A 15,109-nucleotide genomic window follows, 5' to 3' on the forward strand; every position below is an offset into this window, starting at 1 on the left:
GTTGCTCCTAAGACTGAAGTAAGTTCCAACCTTGTGCTAAATTAGTAACATGTTCGCAGGGCTTTGATGAGAGAATCTCTGAAAATTCGAGGACTCTTTGAAAGTTTTTTCCTGCAAATGTTTTTAACTCATTTTCCTTAGTGAGCATAGTGGATTTCAATAGATTTAGTTCTGTGTCATCAGGGTGCCAATTGTCTAAGAATGGTTTGTGGCATTTGTTGACACATAAGAAATTGTCTTCGTGCATAAAGCTTCCTGCATCTTGCATTAAGTGGAGTGCTTCTCCAACTTTATGATGCTCTGCAGATGTTACTAGGAACCAATTTGAAAATTCTTTTTTACCCAGCTCTTTTTGAAACTCTATTGCTGAAGTGAAATGACCCTTCGTCTTGTATAAGAATCCTATAGCATCAACAAATAGATCTACAAAATCAGATCCAGTAACCTTTTCTAAATAAGTTAAGAGCTTCTTAATACCTGTTGAAACTATTTTTGAGAATAGCTTCTTAGGAGCACTCTTTCCTCCAACTCTCTTTCCTAAAAACTTAAAAATTTCTACAAAGCTTTTATCGAAGAATTGTTCTATTTTACGAGTTGCTTGAAGAAAATCAATAAAGTGTTTTCCTGGAGGCGTATCGAGAATAATTGTATCAAAGTCTCCATGGCTTAGTTGGAATTGAACTTCAATAACTGCCATAATTTCGTTCATTCCACCATATGGCTTAGTTAGAACTTTAAGAATTCTATTATTTAAGTCACTACTAAGACCTTCAGCGTGACCAATTCTATTTAATGTTTTAGATGGAGACATTAGCAGTGCAAATAAGTCATGTGACTCAGTCTCTTCTGAATAAAAGTTCTTAGTTGAAACGGGTGTAACTTCCCCCGAATCTTCATCACTTAATCCTAGTAATTGTTTCAATCTTTTGGCGGGGTCTATTGTTATTAACAATACTTTCTTTCCTGTTTTTGCAAGAGAAACAGCTCTAGAGGTGGCCAACGTCGTTTTACCAACACCTCCTGTTCCACAGAAAATTTCAACCTTTTTATTAGGAATACTCATGAAAGAACTCCTATAGTATTTTCTTCTAAGTCGTTGATGACACTTTGAAAATCATCGCCTAAAGAATGTGGTATTTTTTTTGAAGCAATATCTTTGTATTCCTCTATAACTTCTTTCTCTAAAGAGTTTTTTATACTTAGAAAATCTGGAAGTTCTTCCTTTTGAGAAAGTAGAGGGGATAGGCAGTCATTGATAATAATTTCTGTATTTTTAAAGTTTAGTGATTGAAGATGATCCCTTACTTCTTTCGCCTCATTGAGTGCCATTTTGGTAGGTAATGAAACAATGTAATTTTGTAAGTTCTGTTCGCTATAAATAAAACGATGCATTCTATTTATATCTTCAACTAAAAGTCCTGTACCAAATATTTCTTTAAAGTTATGAGACGACTCAAACATTGTCATTGCATGACCACTAGAAGGTGAGTCTAGAATTATTGTTAGATCTGGATCCGCTTCTAGTAGATCAATAACATGCCCAAGAAGAATCATGTGGGCAAGCCCTGGTATCATATTGAAAAGAGACTTGAAAAAAGGTGTCTTCATAATCCAAGAAGCCACCATTTCTGAGCCAAGCTTCTTACCCATGTAAATTTCAGCAGACTCTTCGAGTTCTAAATGTAGAGAAGGGATTTTTAATTCTTCACAAAGGGAGGTTTGATCTTCTTGGTCGAAGCTATTGTACTTAACTTTCTTACCTTCATTGGCCAGTTTTTTAGCTAGCGCTAAAGATAGAGATGTTTTTCCAACACCACCCTTTCCTGTGATTATGTAAAGACGGTGTGACACTTCTAAAAAGTATAGAAAGTCGTCATCATTAGCTTAGCATATGAACCTTCTACTTCTGGTTGAAGGTCTTGCTTTACGTCAAATGGATTGTGAAGAGTTCCCATTAGACCAATAGTAAACTTATCGTTTAGCTTAAGGTCTGCTCCTGCGCCAAAATGGTATCCGAATGTTAACTTCGTTTTAGATTCAATTAACTCACCTTCAATCAATCTTTTTACTTTTGGTTGATAGAAGCCAAATCCACCAGTTATAAAAGGTGCGAAGTTATCAAATTGAAAGACTTTTGCTTTAATACCCAATGCCAGCCCTGTTACCTGAGTATATTGACCAAGGTACTTGTGCTTTGAAGTGTGAAAGTTTGCAAGGAAATCAAAAGAGTGACTCGCAGAATAATTATAGAATAAATCCCACGTAATCTTATCTTCACCCTTGTCAGCAAAATCACTCATTAAGAAAGTTTGCCCAATACCAAGTCCGATACTGTGTCTATTTAAAGCACTCATATTTCTTGATGCAGGAATGTCTGAGTCTACATTTCTAGACTTTTCATCTGATGTTAATTTCTTGATTGAAGGTTTTGCTATGGCCGAAGTACCTGCCGCTAAAATGACAGCAGGTATAAGGTATTTTGAAAAATTCTTTAAATATTTTTTCATTTTTTTGTCTCTAAACTTAGGGGGATTAATATCCCCCTTATATTAGTTTAAAGTACTTGGTGTTTCAACAGTTGAGTTAACTTCTGTGTTTTGTACGAAATTGTTTAGGTTTTCGCTTAAAGTAGGCTCAGTAGTAGTTTCAGTAGAAGTAGTTCCTTCTAAAGCTCTGATGTGACCAGTGAATGTTCCCTCTTCAGATCTGATAACTCTCTTAAGTAGTTCAACGTCACCAGCTCTTGTAGATTTCTTTTCTTGATCAAAAAGAAGTTGAATTTGAGTCATGTAAGTGATGTCATTTTTAGTTTTGTTATCAATTACTTGGATCTCATGTCCTTCTCTGATGATCTGAGCGATTTCCTCTAGAGTCACGTAACAGCTTTGGTGTGTGTCATAAAGCTTACGGTTTTGGTATCTCTTGATAATTCTTACGTCGTTCATCTTTTATTTCCCCTATTTGAATATGAAGCGTCAGCTCCATTAAATAACTAATTAATTTGTTTTCTAGCTTCTAGCATCAAAATATTGAAAAGAAAGTCTTTATGTATATTTTTCAATGCTTAGCGTTGCTAAGTAAAGCTGCTAAAGAATCATGAGAAAACAGTAGGTTAGGTAGCCTGTGAGTTCTGTTTGATTTCTTTTAATGCCTTGCTTCGATTAACGACTCAATGAATTAGCAAGAACTCCAAAAGAGTGTCAACTGAAAATCCTGACAAAATTCTTACAGTGCATTAAATTTAACTTTGGTAACATATTATCAGTAGGTTAGGTGAAGTTACGGTCAAGTTTTCTTAAGGAAAACTCAATAGATTAATCTTTGTGGACTGCACAATAATTCGGTAAAATGTACCTGTCAGCAGAAACAAAACAAAGTTTTAAATATTTCTTCTGATTTTACGACAAGTAGATAGAGAATTCTCCGATTTAGGAGTTTATCTATTACTTAAAGGAATATCATGTTTAAGAAAATTTCCTACTTGTTATTAATTACATCTCTTTACTCTTGCTCAAGTGTAATGAAGAAAAAAGTGGATGTAATTGACCCTTTGAAGTCAGTTGTAGGGCCAAAAGTTGATTTAAGTAAATTCTCATTACAAGAAAGACTAGAGAAAGAGTATAAAGCTATACCTGAGTCTGAGACTCAGAGACTTTCGTATTTCGCAGATAAGTTGTATGTGAAAGGCTCTGACGCATCCCTTCGTGGGGATAGTGAGTCAGCAGCACTGTATTTTGAATATGTATTAAAAGTTAATAATAAAGACCAATACGTTCAAAAGAGATATGCAGTTGAGCTAATTAGATTAAATAAGCTTGAAGAAGCTAAGATGATTTTAAGTTCTTTATTTGAGACTGAGAAATCTGAAAAAGTAGGCCTAATATTAGCAGGTGTGCAAACGGCACTTAAAGAAAAGAGACAAGCGCAATTAGTCTATTTATCAATATTAAAGGACTACCCTAGCTCTGAAGAAGCTTGCGTATTTTTAGCAAAGTCTTACTCTCTTGAAGCTAAGTTTCAAAAAGCATTCAAACTCTTAAATAAATGTGAAAAGAACTCCAAAGGAAAGGCGATTTTTGCTTTCTATAGAGGAAAAATTGAAATAGCCCGAGGCAATATCAAGGCCGCCGAGAAAGACTTCAAAAGATCTCTAAAAATAGACCCTTCTTATCAACAGTCTGCTATTGGACTTGGAGCAATTTATGAAGAGGATAAGAAATTCTCAAATGCTCTTGAAGTTTATGAGAACTTTTTAAAGGAGAGTCCTTACTCTTATTCAATTCTAAAAAATACTATTCAAATCTATTTCGCACTTGGAAAATATGAGAAAGTTATTCCTTTTGCGGAAAGACTTTCAAATATTGACTCTAGTGACTTGAATTTAAAAGTTCGTCTAGGGATTTTATATGCTGATTCAAAAAGATATGCAGATGCTAAAGGAATCTTTAAAGAGATTTTAGCTGCAGTTCCAAAGTCTGATAAGGTTCTTTATTACTTAGGGACTCTTTACCAGCAGACTGGTGAGTTAGACTCAGCGGTTTCATATTATTCAAAAGTTCCAGAAGAGAGCTCACTTTTTCACGAAAGTAATATTCAAATAGCTCAAATTCTTCAAGCGAGTGCTATTGAGCAAGATGACGCAAGATCTAAACTCGTGAGTTTCGTAAATGAGAGAGCTGATAAGCATATGGCATTAAGAGTAGAGCTAAGAGTTTTACTAGCAGGCTTTTATGAAAATGAAGGAGATCTTCAGGAAGCGGTTGGAGAGTTAGAAAAAATAAAGAATGAGAAAACATTTAATGAAGGGCACGAGTACTATTTCGCTGCTTTACTTGAGAAGGTTAACCGTTTTGATAAAGCTAAAGAAGTTATAGAGCAATTACTTGTAAAAAATCCTGAGAATCCTCATGCATTAAACTTTCTTGGATACTCCCTACTAGAAAGAGGAGAGGATTTAGATAGAGCATTTAGCTTAATATCTAAGGCTGTAGAGTTAAAACCAGATGATGGTTATATAAGAGATAGCCTCGGTTGGTTTTACTACAAAACAGGTCAATACGAGAAAGCATTAGTTGAAATAAAAAAAGCATGGACTTTAGTAAATACAGATGTTGTTATTACTAAACACTTGGCCATGATTTATACAAAATTGAAAAATTTTAGAAAGGCCAAAGAATTTTATGTCGAGGCCTTAAAGAATTGCAAAGTAGAATCAGAAAGAAGAGATGTTTTAAAAGAACTGAGTGGCTTAGAAAATCTTCGATTGCCTGCCTCTCAGTAGTCGTTTTATCGTGCTCCCATTTAAGTAAAAAGTCAGAAGGTTTAGCTGAGATGAATCATCAGCTAAGCAACATCTGTTTATCTGGAGAAGGACGAGGGAGAATGAAGCTCCTTTCAAATACAACACTATTTTCTTATGAATCAATAAATGACACAAAAAAGAAGATTTGGAAAATGGGAGTTGATATTCCTCTCCATGGTTCTGAACTATTGGCACTAGACTGGAGCGAGATTGAAAAATCTGGAGCAAAGTTTAGAGGTAATTTTTCTCGTAGAATCTATGTCACTTTAAGAAACCATGAAAAATCAAAAGAGAATCTAGATAACTTGAAGTCTTTTGCAGATGGCTTTGGACAATTAATATATCTAAAAGAAGAGATGAACTCAGCGAGCGAATCTCTATGTACATCTGAAAAATGTAGTGTTGGAAATAAGGAGTTGTTGTGGACTTTTGCTGATGGGCATCTATTTTTTGACTATAGAGGTCGAAGTGGAAAACTCATGAGGTTCGACTTTTCTGTTCTAGGAAAGAAGGGGCCGGAAAAGCTATCTATATATCCTATTGAAAACTCGTCAAAATCTGCTAATTTTAAATTAGAATTATTTTTTAATGACTGCAAATAACGCGAAGCTAATAAGTCTTTTCCGTTAATTTCTAGATATTCTCTAAATAATTTTGTATAGATTTTAAGTTAAATTGCGAAGTTTTGGAATAAAACTAAACAGAGGAAGTTTACTATGAAGAAGTTTACAACTCTTTTTGCAGCTCTTGCCATCCTTGTTGGATTTGCTAGTTGTACTAAGAAAGAAAAGGAAACAGGTAAAACAATTAATATTGCAGTATCTGCAGATATTAAAGGTATGGACCCTATTTACGCTAATGATCGTTATTCAAGTAACGAAGTTGGTAGAGTTTATGAAGGTTTATTAGAATACCATTACCTTAAAAGACCTTATACTTTAGTTCCTAATTTAGCAGAGTCTATGCCGACTGTTTCTGAAGACGGTTTAACTTATACTTTTAAAATTAAGCAAGGTGTTCTGTTTCACGATGACGCTGCTTTTCCAAATGGAAAAGGTAGAGAGCTAGTAGCAGAAGATTTCGTATACTCTATAAAGAGACTTGCAGATCCAAAACTTCAAGGTCTTGGATGGTGGTTACTTGATGGAAAAATCAAAGGTCTTAACGAGTGGAGAGAAAAACATTCTGATCTTCCTAAAGTTGACTATGATGAAGTTGTTGAAGGTTTAAAAGCTACAGGTAAATATACTTTAGAGTTTAAATTAACAAAGCCATTCCCACAGTTCTTATACTCTTTAGCAATGCCATTTACTTTTGCAACAGCTAGAGAAGTTGTTGAGAAATATGGACAAGAGTTTTTAAATCACCCAGTTGGAACTGGACCATTTATTCTTCCAACATTTAAGCAAACTAAAAAAGTTGTTTACACTAAAAATCCTAACTTTAGAAAGAAGCTTTACCCGTCTGAGGCAAGTGAAGAATTCAAGGCCGCAGGCTTTCTAGCCGACGCAGGTAAAGAGTTACCACTTGTTGATAGAGTTGTTGTTAACGTAATAATTGAATCTCAACCAAGATGGCTTAACTTCTTAAAAGGTAAAGTAGATTTCATTAGTATTCCAAAAGATAACTTTGATTCTGCAGTAACTCCTGACAGAAACTTATCTCCAGAGTATAAAGAAAAAGGGATTAGTCTTTTAATTAATCCTTCATTAGACGTTACATATACAGCGTTTAACCATGACTTAAAGTTATTTCAAAATGCTGACTTAAGAAGAGCAATGTCTCTTGCTTACGATGTTAAGAAGTCGAACGAGTTATTTTATAACAACACTTCTTTACCAGCTCAGTCAGTAGTTCCTCCAGGAATTGCTGGAAATATTCCAAACTATACTTCTCCTTATAGAGGACCAAATATTGAAGAAGCGAAGAAGCTTCTAGCTAAGGCCGGTTACCCAGAAGGTAAAGGTCTTCCTGAAATTACCTACGATTGCCCATCTGGGACTGTTTCACGTCAGATTGGTGATTATATGAAGCAACAGTTGGCTCAAATTGGTGTAAGAATTAAAGTTGTAACTAACCCTTGGCCAGAGCTTCAAAAGAAGATCACTAAGAGACAAGTTATGCTTTACGGAATTGCATGGGGTGCAGATTACCCAGATGCTGAGAACTTCCTTCAATTACTTTATGGACCTAACAAGGCTCCAGGTGCAAACGGTTCTGGATATAACAATCCAGAGTTTAATAAACTATTTAAGACTGCTTCTGTAATGCAAGATTCTCCTGAGAGAACAGCGCTATATGAGAAGATGAATAGAATTGCAGCTGAGCAAGCTCCTTGGATCTATGGTGTTCACAGACAAAACTTTACTCTTAGACATTCTTTCTTAAAGAACTACATGTCTACAGACTTTGAAACTGGGCAAGCACAGTATCTAAATATTGATACAGCAATGAAAGCTAAAGCAGTTGAAAAACTATAAACGATTACTAAAATACCTTAGCCCTCTCTAGTAGAGGGCTTTTTACATTATTCAGGTGGTTAATTTTGAATTTGTGGCAATATATCTTAAGAAGATTGTTTTATATCATCCCTACTATTCTAGGAGTGGCATTAATTATATTCATTATATTTAATGTTGTAGCTCCGGATCCTGCACTTATTATGCTTGGTAAACATGCAACTGTTGCACAGATTGCTGAACTAAGAAATGAGCTAGGTTTAAATAAGCCTATGTGGGCCCAGTATCTAGATATCGTGAAGTCAGCATTTACTTTTGAGTTTGGAAGATCTTGGACAACAAAACAAGAAATTATTCAGATGATTAAGAATGGAGCAATACCTTCTTTAACTCTGACTCTTCCTGCGTTTATTTTATCAACAGTTATTGCAATTTCTATTTCACTAGTAGTTTCTTTCTTTAGAGGGAAGTGGATTGATAAATGTGCAGTATTCTTTTGTGTATTACTAATGAGTGTTACTTCTCTTGCTTACATTCTATTTGGACAGTGGTTCTTTGCATATAAGTTAGGTTGGTTTGAAATATCTGGTTATGAGTCTGGTTTCCCTGACTTTATTCCATACGTTGTTCTTCCTGTAATTATTTGGATTATACTTTCGATTGGTCCAGACGTTAGATTTTATAGAACAGTAATGTTAGATGAGATTTATCAAGACTACGTTAGAACAGCTAAGGCAAAAGGTCTTTCTGAAAGAGTTATTCTTTTTAAGCATGTTTTAAAAAATGCAATGATTCCTATTATTACATTTGTGGTTATTCAAATTCCTTTTTTAATTCTTGGAGCTCTACTATTAGAAAGTTTCTTTAGTATTCCAGGTCTAGGTGGGATTACATTAAATGGTGTTTACAATTCAGACTTCCCAGTGATTAAAGCAATGACTATTTTGACAGCAATGGCCTATATCATTTTTAGTGTTATTACTGATGTTCTGTATACAGTTGTGGATCCAAGAGTTCGTTTAAAGTAGGAGAGGACAGTGTCTCAATCAAATATTCAATCCGTTGAGGGTGTAGAAATAGAGGAAACTAAGTTGAAGAATTCAAAATCCTTATGGGATCATGCCTTAGAAAATATATTTAGAGATAAGATGGCGGTAGCGTCATTATTTATCGTAGGCTTCTATGCCTTAATTTCAGTTTTATCAGCAACAGGTATTATAGCCGCTGATTGGGCCGTAGAAGTTGGACCATCATATTCTGCTCCAGGAGCAGACTATTTCTTTGGAACAGATATCTTTGGTCGTAGTGTTTTTACAAAAATGATTAAAGGTACAGAAGTCGCAATGTCTGTTGGACTTGTTGCTGCAATAATTTCTGTATGTATCGGAGTTGTTCTTGGGAGTATCGCAGGGTACTTTGGTGGAAAAATTGATGAGCTAATCGTTTGGTTCTATACTTGTTTTCAATCAATACCAACAATTATGCTTCTAGTAGCTCTTTCTTTTGTTTTGGGAAGAGGTCTCGTATCAATGTATGTGGCCTTAGGACTTACGTCTTGGGTAAATCTTTGTAGATTGATTCGTGGTGAGGTTATGAGACATAAGAATAGAGACTATGTTCAAGCAGCTTCGGCCCTTGGTGGAGGACATTCTAGAAAGCTTATAAAGCACATTTTTCCAAATGTTTCTCACCTTGTGATTATTAATTTCTCTCTAATGTTTCAAACTGCAATTAAGACAGAGGTGATTCTTTCTTACTTAGGCTTAGGTGTTCAGGGAAGACCTAGTTGGGGAACAATGATCGATGATGCTAAGCTAGAATTGGCCAGAGGTGTTTGGTGGCAACTAGGAGCCGCGACACTTGCTATGATGATTGTTGTTCTTTCTTTGAATATTCTTGGGGATGCTCTTAGAGATGCTCTAGACCCAAAACTGAAAGGTAAGTAAAATAAAGTAAACTTTAACCTTTTTTCAGTATGTTAGCCTCCGTTTCTGGAGGCTTTTTTTTGACTAAACTCTAAAAATTTTATGCATTTATCCGATAAGTTTTGTGGAGAAATGCATGTTACAAAATTTAAACTCACAAAGCCCCACTGTGGTTAGCGATGAGTTAAAGCCTATTTCATTTGAAAGTCTTGAGAAGATGAAAACTTCTCTTGGAGATCTATATTGGAAAAAAGGAAATGGTAAGCTTGTAAAACTCCTTCACAGTGGGGATCGTTTAGATTTTTCTAAGCTAGAGAAGTTTCAAAAAGTTACAAAGTTTCTCTATATGATAGATGTCTGTGATGAAGAATTTATTGCTAGCGGAAAGAGATTCCTACAGAAACTTGTTGATGCAACAAGTGAAAGAGAGAGACTACTTTTTAGACATCAGTTTTTAGATTTCATTTCAGATATATATTGGCGTGGAGACTCTGATGGCTCTATTCTAAATCTAATAACTATCTTCAAAGATGTATTTTATAAAATCTCTCCTGAATTTGAATCCGAAATGGAAGAGAGAGCGCTATCTATTCTTAGGCGTTCAAGTTTATATTCAACTCTTGTAACTCTTACTGCTCTATGTTCTGGTTACACGCATGGAGACTTCTTAACTGATGTTTATAATATTAGTTTCTTCAATGATTTTTCATGTGCAAGAGGTCTTTCAACACACGATGATTCTGTTCATGTTAAAAAGTCTCTAGAAGAATTTGAGCACTCAACATTTTATAAGTTAAAGCACAAGTCTCTTTCTCGTCTAATTACGTTTCATCATGAAGACTTTAGAGGAAGAGGTAAGAGTATTGGGCTTATCTTTGATGAACTAAATAAGCTTGAAAGAATATCTATATTTATAGAGCAGTCCCTTACTTATGAAGAGTCTGGTTTTAATAGTAATGATGGGAAAAAATTTATAAGTGACTTATTTGAAATAAAAGATGAAGACTCATTTCAATTAAAAAGGTTCAAAAATGAAATTAGAGAAGAATTTGTAGAATTTTCACAAAAGGAGGTTAAGGCCTCGTGAGTGATAATTCTACAAAATATATTCTAAACTTATTAGAGAGTGCTATTCCTAGACAGTTGCAAACTATTATTGAGGACATGCTATTTTCTATCGAAACAACTACTAGCGAAGAGATCAGCTACGAATTTGTTTTGATTGATAATATGAGTACAGAATATCCTCCTGAATCAAAGGTGATTTACTTTGGTAAAACAAAGGATAAGAAATCATTCTTTGAAAAGGGTGGAGTCGCAATACTTAGTGCAGACATAGTAGACTCTGAAACAGAGTTAACTTATTTCAAAAGATTACTTGGCGAAAACTCTACTCTTGATGTAGCCGATTCTCTTCAGACTAATCTCAAGGCGCTGGGCCATGTGAAGGTTACTGATCACCTTAATTCTGGTTACTATTGTGATTCAATTGCTGTTAAGGCAGCAGAAGAAGGCTTTAAGTTCTTAAATATTAAAAAAGGTATTTTTAACTTATTCAGTTTAATATCAGACCTTATTTTTGACGATAAAGGAGAGTTTCCTGTTGATGTTGATTTCGGCGTCAGTGATAGAAACTTCTTTATTCAATCTCATTTTCCAGTACAGAACTTCTATTCAGATATAATTTGGGACTTACTCTCTGATGAGAAAGGACCTTTTTCACTAATGATAGATAGCGCTAAGACAATAGATATCTATACTTTAGGAAAAACAGAAAAGCTTGCTATAACTATTTCTTGGACAAAAGAAGAGTCAGTAAATAAATCACTCTATATTCATAGTATCGACTCATTTAGGCCTGCTAACAGAAAAACAAATTTATCCAAAGTAAAAACATTAAAATTAAATCACAATAAAGAATTAGAGCTGAATCTTCCTAAAAATAAGAAGACTCCTCTATCTTTAAGCTCTATTTCAAGAATTGTAACTTTCTTAAAGCAACAAAAAGTTGATCTTGATAAAATTACTATTTCAAATATTACAGATTACTTAAGTCTGTATCCAAATAAATCAGTCGTCGCCAGTTTAGGAACTTTAGAGAAAGAAGATATACTGAAAATGATTAAAGATCAGGAAATGCAAAATGAAGTTTCTTCTTTGGTCGAAAATGAAAAGAAAGTCCTAAGTGAGAATGTATTAGAGAACTTTATAAATAAAGTTGAAGGACTAAATTTAGAAGATGCAAGCGAAATTGTTAGTCTAGGCCTAGAGGACTACACAGAGCCCTTTCGAAGAGTATCTGGTTGGATGGACGAGATTGATGAATCTGTTGAGATTGTAAGAGGAACTCAAGAAGATATTGGAGAGGATTCAATTCTTGTTAAAGGATCAAAGGCAAGTCTAGATGAAGGATCAGTAACTGTTAAAGGTGAGAGAGAAGATATTGGGACCGATAATGAAAGGTTAGATATTAATTCATCTGGAGAGGGCTCCTTCAGTGCAAATGAGCTTCCTAAGTGGAGAGCGGCAAAAGATCTACTCATTTCAAATTTAAAAAAGAAAATAGAAAATAAAGAGATTACTAATCATAGTGAATTAGAGTCTGAACTTTCTCAGTTGTTACAAAATCAAATTAATATGTCAGAAGAAGAGTCTCGGGCGCTGAGTTCTGGGATTCTAAATGAGTCTGTTATTGACTCTTATGAAAGTGAGCCATCACTAGAAGAAAAAAATATTGAAGATCAAGTAAGACTAAAAGATGCAATGGCCAAGAAAGATATACAAATTAGTCGAATGATGAAGCTTATAGATGCAATGAAAAAAGAGTTGCTTGTAAAGGTTCCAACATCAGACGAAATTAGTAACTTAAAAAATGATGCTGAACTTAAAAGATTGCAAACTGAAATTGAAAATAAGAATACACAAATTGAGGCGTTAAGTAAAAATGTTGAAATTTTAAATTCAAAGCAAGGTAACGAATCTCCTATTACTGCTGCACCTCTAGGGAATGTAGAGGTGAAAAGCTATGAGGCAAAAATTAGAACATTAGAAACAATGTTGGATGAAGCTAAACAAAGAAGTGAGCTACTAAACGAAAAACTTGAAAAAGAAAGAGAGGAATACTCCTCTAGAGCTGGTGATGAGACAATTCAATTCAGAGAAAAAATGATGAAGAGTCAAAAAGTGATAAATACATTCCAGAAAGAAAATAAAGAATTACTTCTTGAGATAGAGAAATTGAAAGCAGTTCAAGATGAGCTTTCGAGTGTAACAACTGAGTCAAGTTCTGTCGTTGATACGCATTTAGTTGATGAGAAAGAGAAAGAGATTGAAACTCTTAATTTAGAATTAAAGAAAGAGTCTGATCAATCAAAAGGTCTTGGCTTAAAAATAAAGCAGCTTGAGCAAAAGAATAAATTTCTCCTCGCTCAAATTGATGAAGCTTCCAGAGGTATGAATAAAGGCAAAGGTGCAGGTAAGTCTCCAGGAGATGCTAAGCTTCAGCACAAGATTAAACATTTAGAAAAACTGAGCAATAATTTTAAGTCTGAGGCAGAGACTGCAAAGCTTGAATTAGCTGAAAAGAAAAAAGAAGTACATAAAGCTAAGTTAGAGTCTAACCTTTTAAAATCAAAAGTTACTGAACTTGAAAGAAAGCTTGCAATAAATAAAAAAAAGGTAGCCTAGTCGATTCAGTGTAGAAAATTAGTATTTTTTTATAAAAACCTAAGTTTTTACTTGTCATTTCTTTCTATAACTATTAAAAATACAGGACGTCATATCACGAATATGCCCAGGTGGTGAAATTGGTATACACGCTAGACTTAGGATCTAGTGCCTTTGGCGTGGAGGTTCAAGTCCTCTCCTGGGCACCATTTTTGGTATGAATAAAAAAAAGCTCTTCTTCGGAAGAGCTTTTTTTTTATCAATTTTTACTATCTTGGAATACTTTTCCGATATATTTTGATTCCCTCCAAATATATAATCTAAATATGAATAATTTAAACGATAATGGTTTTTCAATGGTCCAGATTATGATGGCCGCTGGAATGATGGGAATATTATCTCTTGGAATGATGAAGATGATGGAGAACCAAAAGCTCTCTGTAAAATCTCTTGAGTCTTCTGCGGCAGCAGTAAACTTCTATACTGAAGCTAAGGCCTACCTAGGTAGACCTGGATATTGCTCAAAAAACTTTGAGGGCATAGTGCTAGAAGAGGGAGATGCTTTTGAGTTGGATAATATCTTAAAGGCCAATGGGGATATCCTTTATGAAAAGGGTCAGATCTATGAATCGGGAATATTTAGATTAGAGTCAATTTCTACAAAAAGCTTTGAAAAAGACACTGAGACTTCAGGGTTAATGCAATTAAGGTTCAAGCTGGATAAAGTTGGAAAGTCATATGGTGCCAAAAGCTTTACAAAAATTTTAAAGTTATCTTTCTCTCTTGATGAAAATGGAAAGGTCTTATCGTGCTCAACTCTAGGCTCTGGATCGTCTTTTTCCTTTGAGGGATCTCAACAGTCTATAGATGCAGAACAAGGTGTTAAGGACCTTCAGGCCGGTGTGAAAAGTGAAGATTCAAAGAAGGTAGAGAAAGTTATCGAGTCCAACCCTGCGCTGAAAGAAATGAGAAAAAGCTTAGAGACATTGAGAGAATCTAATAAGAAAATCGAAGAGATGTTAAAAGATTAGTCTTGTTTTCGCTTACCACTTATTGTAGCTTATTGAGTCAAAAGACCGTCCGATAATAGGTGAATTATGAGCAAGAAGATTAGTTTAACAGGAATTAAACCTACTGGTATGCCGCATTTAGGTAATTATTTAGGTGCAATAAAGCCTGCTTTAGACATGGCCAATACTGGTGATTATGAAGGGTACTACTTCATCGCCGACTACCACTCGCTAACTACAGTTCATAAAGCTGAAACACTAAGAGAATATATATATGAAGTTGCTGCAACATGGCTCTCTCTTGGACTAGATCCCGCTAAGGTGACTCTTTATCAACAGAGTCATATTCCTGAAATTATGGAATTAAACTGGATTCTTTCTTGTTTCTCTGCAAAAGGTCTAATGAATAGAGCACATGTATATAAAGCTCTTACTCACAATAATGAAACAGATGGCCGAGATATAGATCACGGAATCAATATGGGTGTTTATACATACCCAATTCTTATGTCTGCAGATATTCTCTTTTTGAAGTCTAATATCGTTCCTGTTGGTTCTGATCAGCTTCAGCATATTGAGATCGCTCGAGACATAGCGAGCTCATTCAATCATGTCTACGGAGACATATTTACTTTACCAGAGGGGAAAGCTCAAGAAGGAGCACTTGTACCTGGTCTTGATGGGCGTAAAATGAGTAAGAGTTATGATAATCATATCCCACTCTTTTTAACTGAGAAAAAGCTTAGA

The 15,109-nt window shown here is 34.7% G+C and carries 13 protein-coding genes and 1 tRNA gene; 10 read left to right on the forward strand and 4 right to left on the reverse strand.

Annotated elements, in window-relative coordinates; all coding sequences use genetic code 11:
* Positions 1–7: 7 nt before the first annotated feature.
* Genes ABX784_RS06550 through ABX784_RS06565 form a run of 4 tightly spaced genes read right to left on the reverse strand, consistent with a single transcriptional unit; the run spans position 8 to position 2,945 of the window.
* Positions 8–1,063 carry an ArsA family ATPase gene (locus ABX784_RS06550; RefSeq protein WP_372654032.1) on the reverse strand — a complete coding sequence of 352 codons (1,056 nt, stop codon included), beginning with the start codon at positions 1,061–1,063 and terminating at the stop codon, positions 8–10.
* Complete coding sequence (locus ABX784_RS06555) at positions 1,060–1,851, reverse strand: ArsA-related P-loop ATPase (protein WP_372654034.1); 792 nt, start codon at positions 1,849–1,851, stop codon at positions 1,060–1,062. The genes ABX784_RS06550 and ABX784_RS06555 overlap by 4 nt, the downstream gene beginning before the upstream one ends.
* 2 nt (positions 1,852–1,853) lie before the next feature.
* The gene (locus tag ABX784_RS06560; RefSeq protein WP_372654036.1) at positions 1,854–2,507 is read right to left on the reverse strand and encodes an outer membrane protein; all 654 of its coding nucleotides are present in this window, start codon (positions 2,505–2,507) and stop codon (positions 1,854–1,856) included.
* A gap of 42 nt (positions 2,508–2,549) precedes the next feature.
* Complete coding sequence (locus ABX784_RS06565) at positions 2,550–2,945, reverse strand: polyhydroxyalkanoate synthesis regulator DNA-binding domain-containing protein (RefSeq protein WP_372654037.1); 396 nt, start codon at positions 2,943–2,945, stop codon at positions 2,550–2,552.
* 515 nt (positions 2,946–3,460) lie between these two features.
* Here ABX784_RS06565 and ABX784_RS06570 point away from each other — a divergent pair.
* From ABX784_RS06570 to trpS, 10 genes are all read left to right on the forward strand, one after another.
* The gene (locus tag ABX784_RS06570; RefSeq protein WP_372654039.1) at positions 3,461–5,281 is read left to right on the forward strand and encodes a tetratricopeptide repeat protein; all 1,821 of its coding nucleotides are present in this window, start codon (positions 3,461–3,463) and stop codon (positions 5,279–5,281) included.
* A 50-nt stretch (positions 5,282–5,331) separates the two neighbouring features.
* Positions 5,332–5,904, forward strand: a complete 573-nt coding sequence (locus ABX784_RS06575) for a hypothetical protein (RefSeq protein ID WP_372654040.1) — start codon at positions 5,332–5,334, stop codon at positions 5,902–5,904.
* Between the two features lie 114 nt (positions 5,905–6,018).
* Positions 6,019–7,782, forward strand: a complete 1,764-nt coding sequence (locus ABX784_RS06580; protein ID WP_372654041.1) for an ABC transporter substrate-binding protein — start codon at positions 6,019–6,021, stop codon at positions 7,780–7,782.
* Between the two features lie 71 nt (positions 7,783–7,853).
* Positions 7,854–8,789 (forward strand): ABC transporter permease, encoded by a 936-nt coding sequence (locus ABX784_RS06585; RefSeq protein ID WP_372654050.1) that lies wholly within the window; start codon positions 7,854–7,856, stop codon positions 8,787–8,789.
* A gap of 9 nt (positions 8,790–8,798) precedes the next feature.
* Entirely contained in the window at positions 8,799–9,707 is a 909-nt protein-coding gene (locus ABX784_RS06590) for an ABC transporter permease (protein ID WP_372654042.1), read from the forward strand.
* 115 nt (positions 9,708–9,822) lie between these two features.
* The gene (locus ABX784_RS06595; RefSeq protein WP_372654043.1) at positions 9,823–10,773 is read left to right on the forward strand and encodes a hypothetical protein; all 951 of its coding nucleotides are present in this window, start codon (positions 9,823–9,825) and stop codon (positions 10,771–10,773) included.
* Positions 10,770–13,373, forward strand: coding sequence for a hypothetical protein (locus ABX784_RS06600; RefSeq protein ID WP_372654045.1), 2,604 nt, complete (start codon positions 10,770–10,772; stop codon positions 13,371–13,373). The genes ABX784_RS06595 and ABX784_RS06600 overlap by 4 nt, the downstream gene beginning before the upstream one ends.
* 104 nt (positions 13,374–13,477) lie before the next feature.
* Positions 13,478–13,561, forward strand: a tRNA-Leu gene (locus ABX784_RS06605).
* A 117-nt stretch (positions 13,562–13,678) separates the two neighbouring features.
* Positions 13,679–14,383 carry a hypothetical protein gene (locus tag ABX784_RS06610; RefSeq protein WP_372654047.1) on the forward strand — a complete coding sequence of 235 codons (705 nt, stop codon included), beginning with the start codon at positions 13,679–13,681 and terminating at the stop codon, positions 14,381–14,383.
* A gap of 66 nt (positions 14,384–14,449) precedes the next feature.
* The coding region (trpS, locus tag ABX784_RS06615; RefSeq protein ID WP_372654048.1) for a tryptophan--tRNA ligase at positions 14,450–15,109 on the forward strand (660 nt) is incomplete at its 3' end.

This window comes from Halobacteriovorax sp., assembly GCF_041587335.1.
Taxonomy (GTDB): domain Bacteria; phylum Bdellovibrionota; class Bacteriovoracia; order Bacteriovoracales; family Bacteriovoracaceae; genus Halobacteriovorax.

Excerpts from the sequence above, each read along its gene's own strand:
- ABX784_RS06550 (WP_372654032.1), bottom strand. The coding sequence starts at position 1,063 with ATGAGTATTCCTAATAAAAAGGTTGAAATTTTCTGTGGAACAGGAGGT.
- ABX784_RS06560 (WP_372654036.1), bottom strand. The coding sequence starts at position 2,507 with ATGAAAAAATATTTAAAGAATTTTTCAAAATACCTTATACCTGCTGTC.
- ABX784_RS06565 (WP_372654037.1), bottom strand. The coding sequence starts at position 2,945 with ATGAACGACGTAAGAATTATCAAGAGATACCAAAACCGTAAGCTTTAT.
- ABX784_RS06570 (WP_372654039.1), top strand. The coding sequence starts at position 3,461 with ATGTTTAAGAAAATTTCCTACTTGTTATTAATTACATCTCTTTACTCT.
- ABX784_RS06575 (WP_372654040.1), top strand. The coding sequence starts at position 5,332 with ATGAATCATCAGCTAAGCAACATCTGTTTATCTGGAGAAGGACGAGGG.
- ABX784_RS06580 (WP_372654041.1), top strand. The coding sequence starts at position 6,019 with ATGAAGAAGTTTACAACTCTTTTTGCAGCTCTTGCCATCCTTGTTGGA.
- ABX784_RS06595 (WP_372654043.1), top strand. The coding sequence starts at position 9,823 with ATGTTACAAAATTTAAACTCACAAAGCCCCACTGTGGTTAGCGATGAG.
- ABX784_RS06610 (WP_372654047.1), top strand. The coding sequence starts at position 13,679 with ATGAATAATTTAAACGATAATGGTTTTTCAATGGTCCAGATTATGATG.